The following is an 18,330-nucleotide window of genomic DNA, read 5'->3' on the forward strand; positions in this document are numbered from 1 at the left end:
CTATTTCTTCAGCTTAGGGTCCAGTGCATCACGCAGACCGTCACCAAAAATGTTAAAGGATAGCATAGTCAGGCTGATGACAACCGCAGGGAAAATCATCCGCCAAGGATAGTACATCCAGCCTGTAAGCGAGTCATTGATCATGGAACCCAGTGAAGCTACCGGTGCCTGTACACCAAGTCCGAGAAAGCTAAGGAACGCTTCAGCAAAGATCGCGCTCGGTACGGACAGCGTTACGGTAACAATAATCGGTCCCATGGCATTAGGAAGCAAGTGCTTGAACAGCAGGCGTTTCCAATCCGCACCCATGGAGCGGGATGCCAGGATGAATTCGCGGTTCTTGAGCTGCATAATTTCGCCGCGCACAATCCAGGACATATTGATCCAGCCTGTAATGGTCAAGGCAAGGATAATCGTCCACAGACTCGGTTCAAATACTACAAGCAGCATAATTACTACCAGCAGGTAAGGAATCGAGTACAAAATTTCGGAGAATTTGTTCATTACTGTGTCGATGCGTCCACCGAAGAATCCCATGATCCCGCCGTAAATGACACCGAAGATTAAGTCGATCAACGCAGCCGCAAGGCCGACAATCAGCGAGATCCGCGCACCCATCCAGGTGCGGACAAACACATCGCGGCCAAAATCATCCGTACCAAATAAGTGTTCCCATGATGGCGGCTTATTCGTGCTCATCAAATCATTCGAATCATACGTATAATTGACCAAATGCGGAGCGACAATAGCCATAATTATAATCACGATCATGACAATCAGTGCAAATATGGCTAATTTATTCTGCCGCAGACGCTGCCAGGCATCCTGCCAAGCGGAAAGGCTTTCGCGCTGAATTAATTCCGCTTCCTTCTCATCGATGCCGATTTTACGGAAATCTTCGGGCTTCAGGTCCACATGTGGAGCAACAGTATTATTATTTGCAGCCAACGTTAATCCTCCTTTCCTCCAGCAAGTTTAATACGCGGATCAATAGCAACATAAGCGACATCTGTGAGGAAACGGGCGACCATCAGGATTACACCGTAGAATATGGTGATGCCCATAATAATCGGATAGTCACGGGTATTAATCGCTTGAACGAACTGTTTACCGATACCGCCGATTCCGAAGATTTGTTCAATGACAACAGAACCAGTAATAATGTTGGCAGTCATCGGTCCCACATAAGTGATTACCGGCATAATACCGTTGCGCAACACGTGGCGTGATAAAATCGACATCCAGCTAAGGCCCTTAGCCTTTGCTGTCTTGATGTAATCCGCATGCAGCACTTCAAGCATGCTGGAACGGGTAAGGCGCGCTATGACCGCAATCGGAGACGCTGTCAGTGCCATAACCGGGAGGAAATAATGCATCGGCCCCTTAAAGCCCATTACAGGGAATATTTTCCAATGATAGGCCAGCAAATATTGCAGCAGCGAAGCCACAACAAAGCTCGGTACCGCAATCCCGAGAACAGCCATTACCATAGCGATATTATCTATCAGCTTCCGGTGATACAGGGCTGCAAGCATTCCGAGCACTATGCCGACGATAATTGCCACAATAATAGCGACAACCCCAAGCTTCAGGGATGAAGAGAATGTTTGTGAAATAATATCTGTCACTTCCTGGTTCAGCATCTTCATTGAGATGCCCAGGTCACCTCTAATAATATTCTTCAAATAAAGTACGTACTGCTCAAAGACGGGCTTGTCCAAATTATACTGCGCGTATAGACGCTGCAAAATTTGTTCAGGAATTTTTTTCTCAGCTGTGAACGGATCACCCGGAATTGCCTTCATCAGGAAGAAGGTCGCAGAAATCAATACAAACAGCGAAACCACCATATGGAAAAATCTGTTGATAATATAACGAACCATGCCCGCCATCACCTCCCTCGACAATTTTTTACCTGCCTTATTGTAAGAAAAAAATAACCATTTGTCTATTTGATCAAATTTCTATTTATTCCATATAATCACATTTATCCTCCCATACAAAAAAAAGGGATATATATGGAGTTCCACATATATATCCCGAAGTAATATAAAACCTTCAGATATTATATTACTGTATTTTGTTACAAGCTTTACTCTTAGTGTTCCAGCAGGTATGCACGGGACAGGTCAATTGCACCGCTGAAGTCAAGGGTAACACCTTTCAGGTACTCTTTAGTCAGGGAGTTATTGGTGTAGTAGTAGATAGGAATCAGAATCATGTCATCCATCATGAGTTTTTCTGCCGCAGCAAATTTCTCTTGACGAAGGGCATTGTCTGAAGAAGTTTTAGCTTCTTGGATCAGCTTGTCATACTCAGGATTGGAGTAACCAATATCATTGTTGCCTCCGCCAGTGACCCACATATCAAGGTAAGTCATTGGATCATTGTAGTCCGCAGACCAACCGGCGCGTGCTACTTGATAGTTCAGGTTTTGCTTGTCTTCAAGGAAGACGCCCCACTCTTTGTTTTCGAGCTTAACTTCAACGCCCAGAGCTTTTTTCCACTGGTCAGCGATGGCTACAGCGATTTTCTGATGGCCTTCACTTGTGTTGTAGGAAAGGGTGAAACTCAGTTTGTCCAGTCCTTCTTCTTTCAGACCTTCCTCAAGCAATGTTTTTGCTGCCGCAATATCTTCACCGAAATACTGGGAATCGGCTACTTGAGTACGGAATTCCTGTTCATTGCTTTGGATGCCTGGAGGAACAAAGCCAAATGCCGGCAGCTGTCCGCCCAGTGTGATGTTATCAATGATTGGCTGGCGCTCAATCGCCATAGCCAGGGCTTTACGGATTTTCACGTTATCAAAAGGTTTTTCGGTTACATTGAACTGGTAGTAGTAAACGCTGGAAATACCTTTTCTTGCAAATTCGTTAGGAAATTCTTTTTCAACGATTGGCAATTGCTCGGTTGGGATTTCACCAATCGGGCCGCCGGCGCGGTCAAGCTCGCCGTTTTTGTAGCTCAGCAGTTCAGTTGCACCGCTGTTTACAATGGAGAAGTTAATGCCCGTTGCTTTGATTTCATCAGCGGCATAATAAGTCGGGTTCTTAACTACAGCCAGGGATTGGCCGGTTGTCCATTCACTCAAGGTGAAAGGCCCGTTAGTGATCTGGGTATCAACCTTGGTTGCCCATTTAGGATCATTTGCAACGGAGCTGTGCACTGGATAGTACGTATAGAAAGACAGCAGGCCCAGGAAATATGGTGTTGGGTTGACCAGTGTCACTTCAAGCGTCTTTTCATCAATTACTTTGATGCCAACCTGGCTGAAATCAGTGATTTTGCCGGTGTTGAAATCTTCGGCACCTTTAATGTAGTACAGCTGGTAAGCGTAAGGAGCGGCTTGTTCCGCATTCGGGTCCAGAACGCGTTGCCAAGCATATGCGAAGTCATTGGCTGTAACTGCGTCGCCGTTGTTCCATTTGGCGTCACGCAGATGGAAGGTATAGACCAGGCCGTCTGCGGAAATTTCCCAGGATTCTGCAATGCCTTCTTCAGCCTGTCCTGTTTCAGCATTTTGACGGGTAAGACCTTCATACATCAATTTCAGAATTGCATTGGACGTACTGTCTTGGGCTTGCTGCGGGTCAAATGTCGGAGGCTCGGAGCTCAGGTTGATTTTGAGCGTCTGATCAGCAGCCAATTTCTCTCCGCCATCGTCGGTGCCTGTGTTCGTGCTGCCTTCATTGCTCGGCGCGTTTGTCGCCGCAGCGTTGCCATTGCTTGCATTATTGTTTCCGCCGCAGCCAGCAAGCACTGTGCCGATTACAAGAACTAATGCAATCATGAGCAATAGACTTTTACTCTTCTTCATCTAGCAGTTCCCCCTAAATAGAATGTGGTATATGGTTTATGATTATACAACCAGTGGTCAAAAAAATCTAGAGCAATATTTTCTGAAAAGACATTTTTTTTAAAACTTAAAAATTTTGTGACATTGACGCTTTACCGGAGCAATGGAACATTACATGGCTTGTGATATGTAATTGATAAGGCCTGCGATCATAAACAGTACGTACAATGTGCCCATAAAAAAGAAGGAAAGCCTCCAAACCGCCCGAAGCAGCCGCTTGCCGTCAACGTTTCCTTTCAGGCGGTTTTGGGCGCCTCCAATCAGTCCGGCGGATATTAATACAATAAGCAGTATAAGATACAATCCGAAACCCGATTTAAAAGTCATATTGAATAAGGCCGATGCGGAGATAAATAAAAATAGGGTAGTGACGTCCATGGCGAGTAAAAAAGTGCTCCTCTTATCTTTTTTGAGGCCTAACCCTATGAAATATACGATTAAAAAGGGAACCACCGGAATAACGCTTAACGCTACGAACGAGTTCTGCAAAAACTCCAAACAGCCTCACCTCTCCTTCACATTCATGCCTTCTACCAACCGGCAAATCCAGCGGTGTAAAGGGACCGCGATACCGGCGCTATCCGCCATTGCTACGATACTCCCATTGATCCAGCGGACTTCCGTTGCCCTTGAAGCAAGAACATCGGCAAGCATGGACGAGATGTTGCCCGAGGTTGCCCGGCAAACCTCAAGTATGCCCTCCCACGCATGAACGTCATAAGCGATGCCGCAGGCATCATATACGCCGGCAGCCTCCAGATACAGTTCCTTCATTAACTGTACACGCTCGTCGGTGGCAGGCAGCTCGCCGTTCTGAATACGCCAAATCGCTGTAAGCGGGTTAATCACGGCATTGATTAACAGCTTCCGGTAAATCATGGTATCCACTTCTTTCGACATCAGCGTGCGGAATCCTGCTGCGGCAAGAGCCTGAGTCAAACTTATTGCCGCTTTATCGTCCTCCTCCGGAGAAAATTCTGCTGAATTTGCGTTTTTGTGTCTTGTTTTCCCTATAAATGTTTCCCCACTCCCTGCATGAATAACCGCTGTTAATGTTTTCCTCTTGGCCGCTTCGGTAGTCACCGCCGCCCAGACGGAAGCATGCGGAAGCAGCTCCTGAAGCAGCTCCAGATGCCCGCTGCCATTCTGAAAACAAACCGCATGGAGACTTGCCTCCCGCAGGGGGCCCAGAATCTCCGGCAGCATATCGTGAAAAGCATTTTGTTTGAGCATAATTGCCGTCCATTCGCCCGGCTGCCGGAGAACGGTTTCTGCGAACCCGCTTATATGCCCTGCCAGAAAGCTGCTGCCCGGGAGGTGAAGGGGAGTGTCTCCGTTCTCATAGCTTACGGTTATTCCGCCCCGGGACAACTCTGCCGCCTGCTGCCCGCTCCGGCACCAGAGCCTGACCTCTGTTCCGGCGTGAATAAGCTTCCCGGCCAGAAGAAGACCCATTGACCCTGCGCCGATGATATCTATTTTCATGCCTGCACCAGCCGCCTTTTAAACAATTTTCCTAATTATATCCTCCGGCCTCCGGCAAAAGCAAAAAACAAAAAACCCGCAAACGCAGGCTGTAAGCCACTGTATGCGGGATTTGACGAAGCATGTGAGTTTATTCAATCCGTTCCAAATTTCCGTTTGCATCCATTTTGAACCTTGTCTTCATTTCCTCTTCTTCTTCATTAAGAAAAGCGAGCCTTCGCGCACGGTCCATAATCTGAATTAACGCCTTGTAATCATCATTGACTACACGGTAATCACTTTGGGCAAGATTGACCTCTTTGGACAACCTTTCATTTTCCACCCTAAGCTCAGATAATTCCTCTTCCTTCTCGCGCAAATCCCTTTCAAGCATTTTGAGCTGGCGTCCTGCCTCCTGAAAGCTGCCCTTCCACTGTCTTAAGAAACGGATAACGGCATCAATGGACAATGAATTTTCGCCCACCCTCTCGTTGCGGCCATATTCCTCCTCAATATCTCCGAGAATGAGACCCGCTACCTGTGCGCCTCTTGCGGATGGCTGCTTTTTCAGATAACTGCGCTTCTGGCGCTGGCTCTTGGCAATTCCGATTGCATCTTCGTAGCTCTTGCGAACACAGCTGTTCCAGCGAAATCCGCATGCCGCCGAGGTTCTGCCGATTTTTTCACCCACCTCTTCAAAAGCAGCAAGCTGTGTGCTGCCTTCCCGGATATGACGCAGCGTTATTTCGGCCAATATCAAATCATCTTCTGCACTCCAAGCATCCTGTCTAACGGCTGTCATAAAGCCAAACCCTCCTAACAACATCATGAAATAACCATCTTCATAACCGGCAGCTCCGCCGGATAGTGAATAGGATAAAAGCTGCTTACTCCATTTCTATGCCTCTATTAGAGTTCATAGAATCTATTTGATACTAAATTGTATTTCCATTTTGGCTGAACCTCATACTTGCCTTGCTATAAATTCTCCGAATTCACGATAATGTCACCTGGTCAATAACAAAAATCATATTCATCCCGAAATCACAACTTTTTTTCAATGAATTCGTTTACACCATTGTTGCCAGCAGTTATAATAAAGTTCAAAGAAGGAATCACCGGATACATACAGGAGGGGGATGTTCTCTTGGACCGCATGTTTCGTGTCTTGGGTTTTTTTACGCTGGTCATTGGACTCATGGCTTTTGCCGGGGATTTGAAGGAAATGGCGCTGCTGTTCTTTTTGCAAACCGCTTTTTTCGTCATCCTTGGATACATGAAATTTACGGAAAAGACCTACATTCTGCTCTTCTGGGGATATATGATTGTGACATTTACCGGCTTCAGCTATTGGACGATCTTCGAAATGGGTCTGCCGCTGTAAGCTTTTTGAATGATATGAAACGGAGGCTGTTCCTTATTTTAAGGAGCGCTTCCTTTTTTTTGCGTATAACAGTAGGTCTGGGGAAGAAAAGAGGGTATGATATTTTAACAGGGCTAATCATATGATTAGTACATACATATCCAGATCCCTTGAAGGTGGTGGAGTGGTGCTATCCCGCAATAATCGATGCCGTTATCCTGTTGTTCTGCTGATCCTTCTCTGCTTCACTATGCTGCCGCTGATGCCTTCCGCCTTTTTGAATGCTGATCCCGGGCCGGCTCTGAAAGCCTCTCCTCCCGCCGCGCCCGACAACGAAGAAACCCGCAAGCTGCTGGAGCAGACCTTATCCTCGGCGGAAATTGAACAGGAAATTGCCCGGATCACTTCCGAGCAGCAAGCCCTTGAAGAGCAGGCCGGGCTGCTGGAAAAGCAGGCTGCTGCCCAAAAAAATGCCATTACAGAGCAGCAGGAAAGAGCCGGTGCCATTGTGCGGTCTTATTATATGGGAGACAGAGACGGACTCCTGGCGGCTGTGCTTTCGGCCAAAAGTATTGGACGGCTGCTGGCTCTGTATGATTATTATGAGATCATAATTGGAAGGGACCGTGACATTCTGGCTCAATACGAGGGACAGTACAAGAAGCTGAAGGCGACGCTTACTGCGGCAGAGCGCAGCTCTCAAGAGCTTGCGGAGCTGAAGGCAGCTTTGGAGGAGCAGAGGACCCGCGTTGCGGCTCTCCATGAAGAGATTGAAAGCGGCATTCAGTCAAGCAGTGATCCGGCAAGCATGAGCGCTTTGCTGGAGGAATTCACGAAATATTGGGAGAATATCGGCATTCACGAGGTCAAAACCTATTTCAAAGCCTTGGCAGCGGCCATGAAGCAACTGCCCCAGTTCGTGCAGAGCCGTGACGGGATACTGACCCGTAAAGGGGCGACTTATAATCTGGCCTTAAAGGAGCAGGATCTGAACGAGTTCCTGGTGTCGCAAAATACACTATTCAAGGATTTCGCCTTTCATTTCAGCGACAATGAGATCACGGCATCCGGCAAAAGCGGCGGATTGACGCTGACGCTTACCGGCCATTATTCGATCCAGGAGGAACCGGTCAACGGGCTGATGTTCCATGTCGATCATGTGGTATTCAACGGGCTGGAGCTGCCGGATACTACCCGCAAAGCGCTGGAGGAAGAATTCGATCTGGGCTTCTATCCTGCCAAGATCGTCTCCTTTCTGCGTGCCACCGAAGTGAGCAGCGCAGACGGTGTACTTCATGTGAAGCTCTCACTTTCATTCTGAGAGCTGTGCCACCGCTGCAGTGTAGCCCGCGGGGTCCAGCTTGCCTGTCAGCAGCTGTGTCACGGCTAACGACAATTCCGCCCAGCCGCCGGCAGATCCGCTCTCAAGGTCCGCCTCGTCTGCAAGCAGCAGCTGTGCGGCAAAAGGCAGCTTCACGCTGTCCGGCAGTCCGGTGCGGTACAATTCATCAAGCGCGGGAAGCCGCCCCGTATTTTGCAGCCAGTCCAGCTGCGCGGTGCTTGAAGTCACATAGGCAAGCCATTTCACGGCTGTCTCCGGATTGCCGGATTGTGCCGGAAGGGCAAAGAAGCGGCTGTACATCGCTTCATACCGGAGCCCGCTGCCGGCAGTAATTGGCGCTTCCGCCGCCAGTGAAGAATTTCCGTGCTTCTGCCATTCCGAAAGCGGCAGTGCGGCAACGGCAAGCTTCCCAGCCTGAAGCATGTCCCACAGTTCCGTATTCATGCTGCTGGTAAGATAGAAATGACTGCCCGCATATTGCGTCCATTCCAGCAGGGCCGGATTGACAGGCTGCAGGCTGCCGCCCATACTCTCCAGAACAGCGGAATAACCGTAAGGATTACGGGTGTCCAGCGCCAGCAAATAACGCTGCATGTCCGGCTGCTCGCGGATGACCCGGAGCAGCTCATTCCACTGCTCCAGGCTTCTGGGCAATCCTGTAATTCCCAGCTCCGAGAGGCGCTGCGGCGAATATACAAGCACGTATGGGTCTATATCCAGGGGAACGCCCCAGTCATACCCGTTCCACTGCATATGCGGAATCAGTGCAGTCAGCGGAGCACTTCCGGGAATGCTCTGGTAAATATCAACCGGCAGCAAATAGCCCTGGGTCGCCAGATCCGTGATGCTGCGGCCGTCAGTCATCACTATATCCGGACTGTCGCCAATCGTCAGATCCTGCTTTAGAATTTCATCCGCATCCTCAGTGTCCACATTGCTCAGGGTTACCGCGGTTCCGCTGGACAAGCTGTAATTATTGCTGATCCGCTCCAATTCCTTAAATTCCTCACTGCTCAGAGACACCCGGATACTCAGAGCTTGGACACTGTCTTGATCTCCGGAAGCGGGGCGCTCGGATTGATTCAGCGGCTGCCTCCGCGGAGAGGCATCGTCATGGATATCCAGCTCCATGCTGGGGGACAGGCTTGTCAGCGACAGCAATAAAATAGCAAACAACAGCCAGTAGTTTCTCCTTCTCAGCACGTTCCATCTCCTCCCGCCGCTTGGCTCGTCTCCCCCATTTTACCAGAAGCATCCCGGCTTGTCTGCCATGGTGAAAACGTTCTCTTTCTATTATATAGGTGTGAACGGCGAAGCTCGGCAGAATGCAAACAGCCGGGAATGACCTCCCCGGCTGTTTGCTGTAAGTTGCAGCCCTGCTGCTGCAGGGCTGATGAGGAATAACCTGTTGGCTATGCAGATATGGCCCGGCAATTAGAGCAGATCGGCGGCCAGCTGGGCCAGATGCGAACGCTCGCCCTTTTCAAGGGTGATATGGCCGCTGATGCCCTGCTGCTTGAACTTCTCAACAATGTAGCTCAGGCCGTTGCTGGCCGCATCCAGATAAGGATGGTCAATCTGCTCGGGGTCGCCCATCAGAATCACTTTACTGCCTTCCCCGGCTCTGGAGACGATAGTCTTCACCTCATGGCGGGACAGGTTCTGCGCTTCATCGATAATGATGAATTGCGACGGGATCGAGCGTCCGCGGATATAGGTGAGTGCCTCCACCTGGATGCTGCCCAGACCCATCAGTATTTTATCGATATCGCCGGATTTTTTGGTATCGAACAGAAATTCCAGATTATCGTAAATCGGCTGCATCCATGGACGAAGCTTCTCGTCCTTTTCGCCCGGCAGGTATCCAAGATCCTTACCCATCGGCACCACCGGCCGGGCGATCAGCAGCTTCTTGTATTTGTGCTCGTCTTCCACCTTGAACAATCCGGCAGCCAGGGCCAGCAGAGTTTTCCCGGTTCCCGCTTTACCGGTTATGGTCACCAGCGGAATATCATCATTCAGCAGCAGTTCAAGCGCCATCCGCTGCTGGGCGTTGCGGGCGCTGATTCCCCACACCGCATCATTCCCCAGATACAGCGGCTCCAAGCGGGAGGCATCGCTGTTGACTTTGAGCAGTGCCGACTTGCCCGTGCCAATCTCATCCTTCATGATGACAAATTCATGCGGATACAGCGGATAGGACAAGGAGAGCTGCTTCACGGATAACGAACGGTGGCTGTAATATTCATCAATCAGCGAGGGATGGACCATCAGCGACTGATAGCCGGAGTACAGCTCGTTCAGGTCACCGGTACGGTCGGACAAATAGTCCTCCGGCGTAATGCCAAGCACATCCGCCTTGATGCGGACGAGCACATCTTTACTCACAAGTACCACAGGACTCGGTTCAGCTTTTTCATTCTCCTCATGGAGATAGTTGAGCGCGACAGCCAATATCCGGTTGTCATTGGACACTTCACCGAACATTTCCTGTACCTTTACGAAGCTGCGGTGGTTAAGCTCTACCTTCAGCGTTCCTCCGTGCTCCAGCACCACACCGCTGTGCAGGTGGCCCAGCTCACGGAGTCCGTCTAATAAGCGCGACACGGTGCGGGCGTTGCGGCCGATTTCATCGGCATTGCGCTTCTTGGAGTCGATTTCTTCCAGGACTACAGCAGGAATGACAACCTCATGCTCCTTGAAAGCAAAAATCGAATTGGGGTCGTGCAGAAGCACGTTGGTGTCTAGTACAAATATCTTTTTCATGTTATCCCCTCCACAGCGCCTGGTTTGATTGGTCATACATAACTCTCTTCAGCAAGGGCAATCTAAAGTAAAAACCTGATCTTCCGCTGAAAGGAGTACGCACATATGAGAAAATCAATGTGTCTGTTGCTGGTACTGCTGCTGCTGACAAGCTGCGGTATCGCTAATAAAGAGTCATCACCCTCTCCTCAGGATAAACAATCGGCCAAAGCTTTAAGCACCCGGGGGAACCGCGAAGTGCGGAAATTGGCGGGTGAAGCTGCTGTCATGCCTTCCTCACAGCCCGCTGATAGCGAGGTTGCACTCAAGGACCATTTCGAACAGTTGGCCAAAAGAGTTCCCGGTGTAAAAGGCGCACATTGCGTTGTCATGAACAAAGTCGCCGTAGTTGGTATTGACGTCGACGGATCACTTACCCGATCACGCGTCGGAAACATTAAATATTCCGTAGCCGAGGCCATCCGCAAGGACCCGAGAAGCGTAAAAGCGCTCGTCACTGCCGACATGGATATCACCAGCAGACTTGCGGAAATGGGCCGCCATATCAGCAAGGGGCATCCGGTATCCGGATTTGCCTCCGAGATGGCCGATATTATCGGCCGCATCATGCCGCAGCTTCCGGAAGACACCAAGCCCCAGGGCAACAGCCAGTAGCAGCGGCCAATTTAGCCCTCAAGCATTTGAACAGCAGCTACGTGCAGTGTATAGTGTATCCGTCCCTGCGAGAAATATAAGCACGATTGGCGGGACGGGAGGCACGCAATCCTTATATTTCAAGTGGAAACGGCTTCGCCGTCCTTATAAGGACGGTATCCGTTTCAGCGAGAAAGATAAGGCTAATGTATTGCGTGAAACATATGAAGTCTTATCTTTCAAAAAAAGCCTAGTGAAAGGATCACTGGGCTTTTTGCATGGCGGCAAACACCTGTCCGTCCAGCTTCTCGGCCGCACGAGCATCATATACCTTCGCATATTTTGGGGCGGCCTCCAGCTGTGCGCCGTAGAACAGCGCATTGCGGACCGCTTCAATTTCAACATCAAAACAGCACATCTTGAACGGAACATCGGACAGCGGGTCCTGCCTGACGACAGCGCGCCCGTTAATGGCATGAACGGTACCCTCGCCAAAAACCGTGATGGTTACCAGCGGATTTACCTTCATGTTGTTCACAAGTCTGGAGCGGTGGTCCACCGCAAGACGCACGATAGAAGGGCTCACTGCATAAATCCAGGAAATAGCGGTGGACGTCGGCCCGCCGGATTCCGCATCCACAGTGTTCAGTAGGACAAAAGTTTCCGACTGCAGCATCGCTAGCAGGGTTTCATTAAGCTGTGCAACGGCTTCGGACATAAGAACAGGCCCCCTATGCGGCTTGAATGCATTCAATTTATTATATTATAGCACATGCCTGAACTTGCATTCAATTTTGAGATGTTCCTTCAGATGCAGCGCCGGCAATCCGGTCCTGCAGGCTTTTTTTGGCTGCATCAAGCTCTTCATTGTTAATATATACATATGGACTGCGCCATGTTCCGGTCACCGGCTTGAATTCAACATTCTCCTTGGATATTTTCCAATAGGCGGAGATCATATTTTTGATCTGCGCATTCTCGATATCTGTCGTCATGTTATCATCAACAGCATCCAGCACCTTGCCGATCTTCAGGACGCCGCCAAGTGACTGCATCTGCCCGATCAGTGAATTCAGAACCTCGTTCTGGCGTTTGTTGCGGTCAAAATCATCCGAAGCCTTCGTCTTTGGACTGCAGTTCGACTTGCGGTAACGCACGTAATCAAGCGCATCGCCGCCATCCAGCCGGGCCGGACCCTGAGTCAGGTTAATATCTGTACCGTCCACGCTGTCCGTATAGCACATATCCTCACTGATATTGACATCCACACCGCCCAGCTCATCCACTATGTCACGGAAGCCCTGGAAATCAAGCACAGTAGCATAATCCACCTCAATGCCAAGATACTTGCCCATCATGGTCTTCATCTCGTCTTCGGCAAGAATCCCCGAAGTCTTCTCCTTGCCTTTGAAACGCGCATAGAACTCGTTGATCTTCGTCTTCTTGTACCCGCTGAGCTCCACATAAGTGTCCCGGGGAAGCGAGACGACTGTAGCGGACTGGGTTTTGGGGTTGAGCGCCACGACCATAATCACATCCGTCAGATTGGAGGGATGCTTCGGACGGTTGTCCGTTCCCAGCAGCAGCATGGTAATGGGCTTCTCGGAAGCGGATTGCCCTGCCTGAACCGGCTGGTCCACACCAAAGCTCCCCTGGTCAAGCTTCCAATACAAATAACCCGCGTATCCCAGCACGGCAAGGATGGCAATCAGCAGAAGGATCAAAAGCATTCTTCCCATTCTTGCCAATGGTCCGCGTTTCTTGACTTTTTTCTTCTTCTGCGCGGGTCTGGGCGCACGGTTCGGCTGCGGTCTGCCGTTTCTCTGATTTCCGCCGGATCTTGGAGGCAAACTGCCTTTGCTTGTACTCATAATGGAATAAGGTCCTTTTCATTTCAACTGGTTTTGGATTGCCGGATCTCTTTATTAGACGAATTTCAGTGGAAAAAGTTGCGATTACTGTCTTTTGCCCGCTGCCGCCGCCTTGCGTTTCTGCCGGGCTTCAAACATATACCGGACTCTCACCAGCAGCATAAGCCCTACAGCCGCCAGCAGGCACTGGATGATCGGCAGCTTGTCATGCTGGAAGATAAGCAGCATGCCGGAGCCCAGCGCCATCAGGAGATAGAGTACAATCTCTTTGCCGATCGGCAGCTTCTGATTGACGCGGAAGACACGGTTGTACACATAGGTCAGCAAAATAAAAATGACAATATAAGCGACAATAGGATGCTCTGCGAACCAGGTCTGCACAGCTCGTCACTCCCTCCGGGAATAAGTTCGCTTACATTATATCATTCACCGCAGTTTTATACCGCAAATAATGCTTAGAATTTGAGGGATTTCCCAGCGGCCCATTCAAACTCAAAAACCGCCGGAATAATCCGGCGGCTTAAAGAAAAAATGGTCAGTCTGCCCCGGGACAGGACAGCCGCCATTTGCTCACAACTGCTTAGGCCTGGCTGGCTTGCGCAGCCTTGCGCTGCTTTTCTACACGTTCGCGTTCGCCCTTGTTCAGAATCTTTTTACGCAGACGGACAGATTTCGGAGTAATTTCGCAATATTCGTCATCGTTCAGGTACTCAAGCGCACCCTCCAGCGAGAACAGGCGAGGCGTCTTCATCTTCACCGTTTCGTCCTTCGTTGCAGAACGCACGTTGGTCAGCTGCTTTTCTTTGCAGATGTTGACGATAATATCGTTATCGCGGGTATGCTCACCAACAATCATGCCTTCATAAATTTCAGTTCCCGGCTCCAGGAAGAGAATACCGCGGTCCTCTACGCCCATCATTCCGTAAAGAGTGGTGTTTCCGGTCTCACTGGAAACAAGCACGCCCTGATGGCGTCCGCCAACCTGGCCGCCGATCAGCGGCGCATAGCTGTCAAATGCGTGGTTCATGACACCATAGCCGCGTGTAAGCGTCAAGAAATATGTGTTGTAGCCAATCAGGCCGCGTGCAGGAATCAGAAATTCCAGACGAACCTGTCCGGTACCGTGATTGATCATGTTGACCATTTCCGCTTTGCGTGTACCCAGGCTCTCCATTACGGCGCCCATGCTTTCTTCAGGAACATCAATCATCAGACGCTCAAGCGGCTCCATTTTGACACCGTCGATTTCCTTAACGATAACCTCAGGCTTGGATACCTGCATTTCATAGCCTTCACGGCGCATATTCTCAATCAGAATGCCCAGGTGAAGCTCACCGCGCCCGGAAACGATAAATGCGTCGGGGCTGTCAGTTTCCTGCACACGCAGGCTCACGTCGGTTTCCAGCTCTTTGAAAAGACGTTCACGCAGCTTGCGGGAAGTCACCCATTTCCCTTCTCTGCCGGCAAAAGGACTGTTGTTCACGAGGAACGTCATTTGCATGGTCGGCTCATCAATCTTCAGTACAGGCAGCGCCTCAGGATTCTGCGGATCGGCAATCGTTTCACCGATGTTGATATCCTTGATTCCGGCGATGGCAACGATGTCGCCTGCACCCGCTTCTTCTGTCTCTACACGTTTGAGGCCCTGGAAGCCGAACAGCTTCTCGATGCGGGCCGTTTTGCTCTTGCCGTCGCGCATGATGACGGTGACGGACTGGCCTTGCTTGATGATGCCGCGGTTTACGCGTCCGATGGCGATGCGTCCAAGATATTCATTGTAGTCCATCAGTGTAACCAGGAACTGCAGCGGTTCTTCAACTTTTTCAGTCGGAGCCGGGATATGCTTGGTAATGGTTTCGTACAGTGCAAGCATGGTGTCATCCTGCTTCTCGGGGTCCATGCTGGACGTGCCGTTCAGCGCGGAAGCATAGACAACCGGAAATTCCAATTGGTCATCACTGGCTTCAAGCTCAATGAACAGGTCCAGTACTTCATCAATAACTTCCTTTGGACGGGCTGCCGGACGGTCAATCTTGTTCACCACAACGATTGGTGTCAGGTGCTGCTCCAGCGCTTTGCGCAGAACGAATTTCGTTTGCGGCATACAGCCTTCATAAGCATCTACAACCAGCAGTACGCCGTCTACCATCTTCATGATGCGTTCCACTTCACCGCCGAAGTCGGCGTGTCCCGGGGTATCTACGATGTTGATCAGGAACTCTTTATAGGTAATTGCTGTATTTTTGGCTAGGATGGTAATTCCGCGTTCCCGCTCCAGGTCGTTCGAGTCCATGGCCCGTTCTTGAAGATGCTCGTGAGCGCTGAAAATTCCTGATTGCTGCAGAAGCTGATCGACGAGTGTTGTTTTGCCATGGTCAACGTGGGCAATGATCGCAATATTGCGGATATCTTTTCTTGAATGCATGATTTGTATCCAAATCCTCTCATTTATCAAATTAAAAATGTTTAAATTTATCGCTTGTCGCGGCAATCTCACAAAAGAAGCGCCAGGCAGAAAGCCGACGCTTCAACATATCCTTAATATTATAGTGAAAGTACTATGAAAAGCAAGTCTTTTTATGAAAAAACGCTTTCCAGCTCCGTTTAATTTTGCTAATTTTGCATTTGAAGAATTTTACCGGGCCAGGCAAGGCCTTTTCTGCCGCCATGGCTGGCTTACCAGCCTCCGTTCCACTTTTTGCTGCCCCCCGGCTTGCCCCGTCCGAACATCAGCCAAGCGCCTGCTGCAATCAGTACCGCACCCAGTAAATATAGCGCGCCTGTTCCCAGCATGCTGAAGATCAGGAGCACAAGGCTCAGCAGTCCCATAATAACCGCTGCAGTGGTAAGTCCGCCGTTTCGGCCAGGAGAATACAGCGAATATTCATATAATCCGACAGCAATGCCCAGCAGCAGCAGCGGCCAGAGATGACTCATCAGCCCCCAGCCCCAGGTATTGCAGAAGCCCAGCAGCAGTCCGTAAACCGTCAGAATTCCAGCGGGCAGCAGCACGGCGGCCGAAGCACGGCGGCTGAAGAAAAGCACATGCAGGAACAGGCCGGGCACCAGAATCACGAGTGGCCACAGGGCACGCCCGAGAAATCCGAACACCCCCAGCTTTCCGAACAGAATCACAATGCCGGCGGCAAATATAAATATTCCCAGCTTCATGTCGTTTTTGGAAGACATTATTCACCCATCCCTTCGAAATTTCACGTCTTTTCTCCGCAGAGTCACTTTTACTGGCTAGTTTGTGACAGGATTCCCTTATATATTTTATCTGAAAAAGAAATAAAACACCATCATTCTTCTTGTTTTTGTCCCCGTGCCAAAAAGGCTGCGCCGGAGCTGCTGCAGCCCTGACTCAACCTCAAGCAAATTTCCGGTTCCTATTTGGCCGACAAAGGCCCCCGCTTGACTGCGCCCGAAACAACCACAATAATCCCGAGCAGGAGCGGAAGCATGGAATGAATTGAAGGCAGCATAAAGGATATGACCGCACCAAACTTGGCATCCTGCAGCAGCATATCGCCCGCAGTGTATGCGAGGATATAGGCGCCGATGTAGACCAGCACGGGAAAGCGGTGCAGCCAGCCCACGATTATTCCGCTGCCCCAGACCACAATCGGAATGCTTAAGGCGATACCGATCACAATCAGGGCGAGATCTCCCTTGGCTACACCTGCGATAGCCAGCACATTGTCCAGACTCATAATAAAGTCGGCAAGCAGGATGGTCCGGACAGACTTCCATACGGTTGAGCTCTCCTCCACACGGATGTCCTCTTCTTCCTCCAGCAGCAGCTTGAATGAGATCCACAGCAGCAATATTCCTCCGCCCGCTTGAATGTAAGGGATTTTAAGCAGCAGCACCGCAGCAAAAGTCAGCAGGCAGCGCAGAGCGACAGCACCTGCGGCTCCCCACCATACCGCCAGTTTGCGGTGGTGCCCGGGCAGATTTTTACTGGCCATCGCAATGACCATTGCATTATCTCCGCTCAGTACAAGATTGATCATGAGTATCTCACCAAGCAGCAATAAAGAATCCATTGATTTCAGCCTCCCCGAACTGCATGTATTACATGTATGTCCAAGCTTGGCAAGCTATGCTTCATAAGCAGGCTTTTTTACAAGGTTATGAATGTCCGGCGCTTTTTCAGCGTATACAACACTATACCGTTCAGACGAAGTGCCACCAAACCATAGGAGTGACCCGCTCTTGAACACATCCGCCCTGGATTTCATATTGCCGCTGCTGAACATTGTCTTTCTGGACCTGATTCTGGCCGGAGACAACGCAATTGTCATCGGTCTTGCTGCGAGGAATTTACAAGGCAGTACACAGAAAAAAGCGATACTGCTGGGTACCGGCGGGGCTGTAGTGCTGCGTATTCTTGCCACCATTCTCGTGGTGTGGCTGCTCAAGGTTCCCTGGCTGCTGCTGTTTGGCGGGCTGCTGCTTATTCTGATTGCCTATAAGCTGCTGACCGGTGACAACGGAGGCCCCGACATTCAGGCGGGGGGAACGCTCTGGCCGGCGGTTCGGACCATTATTGTCGCCGATGCGGCCATGGGCCTTGATAATGTGATTGCGATTGCCGGGGCGGCCAATCACAATATCACGCTGGTCGTGCTGGGTCTGCTGATCAGCGTGCCGATTGTTGTCTGGGGAAGCACACTTTTCATTAAGCTGATGAGCCGGTATCCCTGGATCATTTATATCGGCTCTGCCGTGCTGGGCTTCACAGCCTCCGGCATGATCACCGAAGAAAAGCGGATCAGTCCTTTTGTCGGGGATCATCCGGTGCTGCGCGTTCTTTTTGTTCTGCTGGTGATCGGCGGAATCCTTGCCGCAGGATATTGGAAAAGGACCCGGAATCACCGAAAAGCTGCACACAATGGTCCGGCCGTCTAAGTTCACTAACCGCCAATGGATGCCTTGGCCGTTTCAGCGAGAAAGATAAGGCTAATGTATAGCGTGAAACATATAAATCTTATCTTTTAAATAAAGGGGTGCTCCAGCGGACGCTATGGTC

18 protein-coding genes are annotated in these 18,330 nt (G+C 50.3%); 4 read left to right on the forward strand and 14 right to left on the reverse strand.

Annotated elements, in window-relative coordinates:
* From HYD27_RS01655 to HYD27_RS01680, 6 genes are all read right to left on the reverse strand, one after another.
* A complete protein-coding gene (locus HYD27_RS01655) occupies positions 1-948 on the reverse strand; it encodes an ABC transporter permease (RefSeq protein ID WP_219210676.1) in 948 nt (315 codons plus the stop codon).
* A 2-nt stretch (positions 949-950) separates the two neighbouring features.
* A complete protein-coding gene (locus tag HYD27_RS01660; protein ID WP_219211105.1) occupies positions 951-1,883 on the reverse strand; it encodes an ABC transporter permease in 933 nt (310 codons plus the stop codon).
* Between the two features lie 215 nt (positions 1,884-2,098).
* On the reverse strand, positions 2,099-3,817 hold the full coding sequence (locus tag HYD27_RS01665) for a peptide ABC transporter substrate-binding protein (RefSeq protein ID WP_219210677.1): 1,719 nt from the start codon (positions 3,815-3,817) through the stop codon (positions 2,099-2,101).
* A gap of 150 nt (positions 3,818-3,967) precedes the next feature.
* Positions 3,968-4,354, reverse strand: coding sequence for a DUF3397 domain-containing protein (locus HYD27_RS01670; protein WP_219210678.1), 387 nt, complete (start codon positions 4,352-4,354; stop codon positions 3,968-3,970).
* 6 nt (positions 4,355-4,360) lie between these two features.
* The gene (locus HYD27_RS01675) at positions 4,361-5,341 is read right to left on the reverse strand and encodes a ketopantoate reductase family protein (RefSeq protein WP_219210679.1); all 981 of its coding nucleotides are present in this window, start codon (positions 5,339-5,341) and stop codon (positions 4,361-4,363) included.
* A 130-nt stretch (positions 5,342-5,471) separates the two neighbouring features.
* Positions 5,472-6,122: an RsfA family transcriptional regulator gene (locus tag HYD27_RS01680; RefSeq protein WP_219210680.1), complete on the reverse strand. Its 651-nt coding sequence runs from the start codon at positions 6,120-6,122 to the stop codon at positions 5,472-5,474.
* Between the two features lie 345 nt (positions 6,123-6,467).
* On the opposite strand from HYD27_RS01680, the gene HYD27_RS01685 reads away from it, so the two are divergent.
* Entirely contained in the window at positions 6,468-6,704 is a 237-nt protein-coding gene (locus HYD27_RS01685) for a DUF2626 domain-containing protein (RefSeq protein ID WP_219210682.1), read from the forward strand.
* Between the two features lie 166 nt (positions 6,705-6,870).
* Positions 6,871-8,004, forward strand: a complete 1,134-nt coding sequence (locus HYD27_RS01690) for a coiled-coil domain-containing protein (protein ID WP_309241998.1) — start codon at positions 6,871-6,873, stop codon at positions 8,002-8,004.
* On the opposite strand, the gene HYD27_RS01695 is transcribed toward HYD27_RS01690, so the two are convergent.
* Together HYD27_RS01695 and HYD27_RS01700 are read right to left on the reverse strand one after the other, a co-directional pair.
* Positions 7,996-9,228: an extracellular solute-binding protein gene (locus HYD27_RS01695; RefSeq protein WP_219210683.1), complete on the reverse strand. Its 1,233-nt coding sequence runs from the start codon at positions 9,226-9,228 to the stop codon at positions 7,996-7,998. The genes HYD27_RS01690 and HYD27_RS01695 overlap by 9 nt on opposite strands.
* Before the next feature lie 231 nt (positions 9,229-9,459).
* On the reverse strand, positions 9,460-10,791 hold the full coding sequence (locus tag HYD27_RS01700; RefSeq protein WP_219210684.1) for a PhoH family protein: 1,332 nt from the start codon (positions 10,789-10,791) through the stop codon (positions 9,460-9,462).
* Positions 10,792-10,896: 105 nt separating this feature from the next.
* Between HYD27_RS01700 and HYD27_RS01705 the strand changes: the two genes are divergently transcribed.
* Entirely contained in the window at positions 10,897-11,445 is a 549-nt protein-coding gene (locus HYD27_RS01705; RefSeq protein WP_219210685.1) for a YhcN/YlaJ family sporulation lipoprotein, read from the forward strand.
* A 241-nt stretch (positions 11,446-11,686) separates the two neighbouring features.
* Here the strand turns inward: HYD27_RS01705 and HYD27_RS01710 are convergent, their stop codons facing one another.
* From HYD27_RS01710 to HYD27_RS01735, 6 genes are all read right to left on the reverse strand, one after another.
* Positions 11,687-12,142 (reverse strand): PNPOx family protein, encoded by a 456-nt coding sequence (locus HYD27_RS01710; protein WP_219210689.1) that lies wholly within the window; start codon positions 12,140-12,142, stop codon positions 11,687-11,689.
* Between the two features lie 70 nt (positions 12,143-12,212).
* Complete coding sequence (locus HYD27_RS01715; RefSeq protein ID WP_219210691.1) at positions 12,213-13,295, reverse strand: LCP family protein; 1,083 nt, start codon at positions 13,293-13,295, stop codon at positions 12,213-12,215.
* A gap of 84 nt (positions 13,296-13,379) precedes the next feature.
* Entirely contained in the window at positions 13,380-13,676 is a 297-nt protein-coding gene (locus HYD27_RS01720; protein ID WP_219210693.1) for a YlaH-like family protein, read from the reverse strand.
* 199 nt (positions 13,677-13,875) lie between these two features.
* Complete coding sequence (gene typA, locus HYD27_RS01725; RefSeq protein ID WP_219210696.1) at positions 13,876-15,720, reverse strand: translational GTPase TypA; 1,845 nt, start codon at positions 15,718-15,720, stop codon at positions 13,876-13,878.
* A 251-nt stretch (positions 15,721-15,971) separates the two neighbouring features.
* On the reverse strand, positions 15,972-16,484 hold the full coding sequence (locus HYD27_RS01730) for a V-type ATP synthase subunit I domain-containing protein (protein ID WP_219210697.1): 513 nt from the start codon (positions 16,482-16,484) through the stop codon (positions 15,972-15,974).
* Between the two features lie 200 nt (positions 16,485-16,684).
* A complete protein-coding gene (locus tag HYD27_RS01735) occupies positions 16,685-17,344 on the reverse strand; it encodes a TerC family protein (RefSeq protein WP_219210699.1) in 660 nt (219 codons plus the stop codon).
* 169 nt (positions 17,345-17,513) lie between these two features.
* On the opposite strand from HYD27_RS01735, the gene HYD27_RS01740 reads away from it, so the two are divergent.
* Positions 17,514-18,209 carry a TerC family protein gene (locus HYD27_RS01740; protein ID WP_228744871.1) on the forward strand — a complete coding sequence of 232 codons (696 nt, stop codon included), beginning with the start codon at positions 17,514-17,516 and terminating at the stop codon, positions 18,207-18,209.
* Positions 18,210-18,330 lie beyond the last annotated feature (121 nt).

Source organism: Paenibacillus sp. S150 (assembly GCF_019352175.1).
Lineage (GTDB): Bacteria > Bacillota > Bacilli > Paenibacillales > Paenibacillaceae > Paenibacillus_AQ.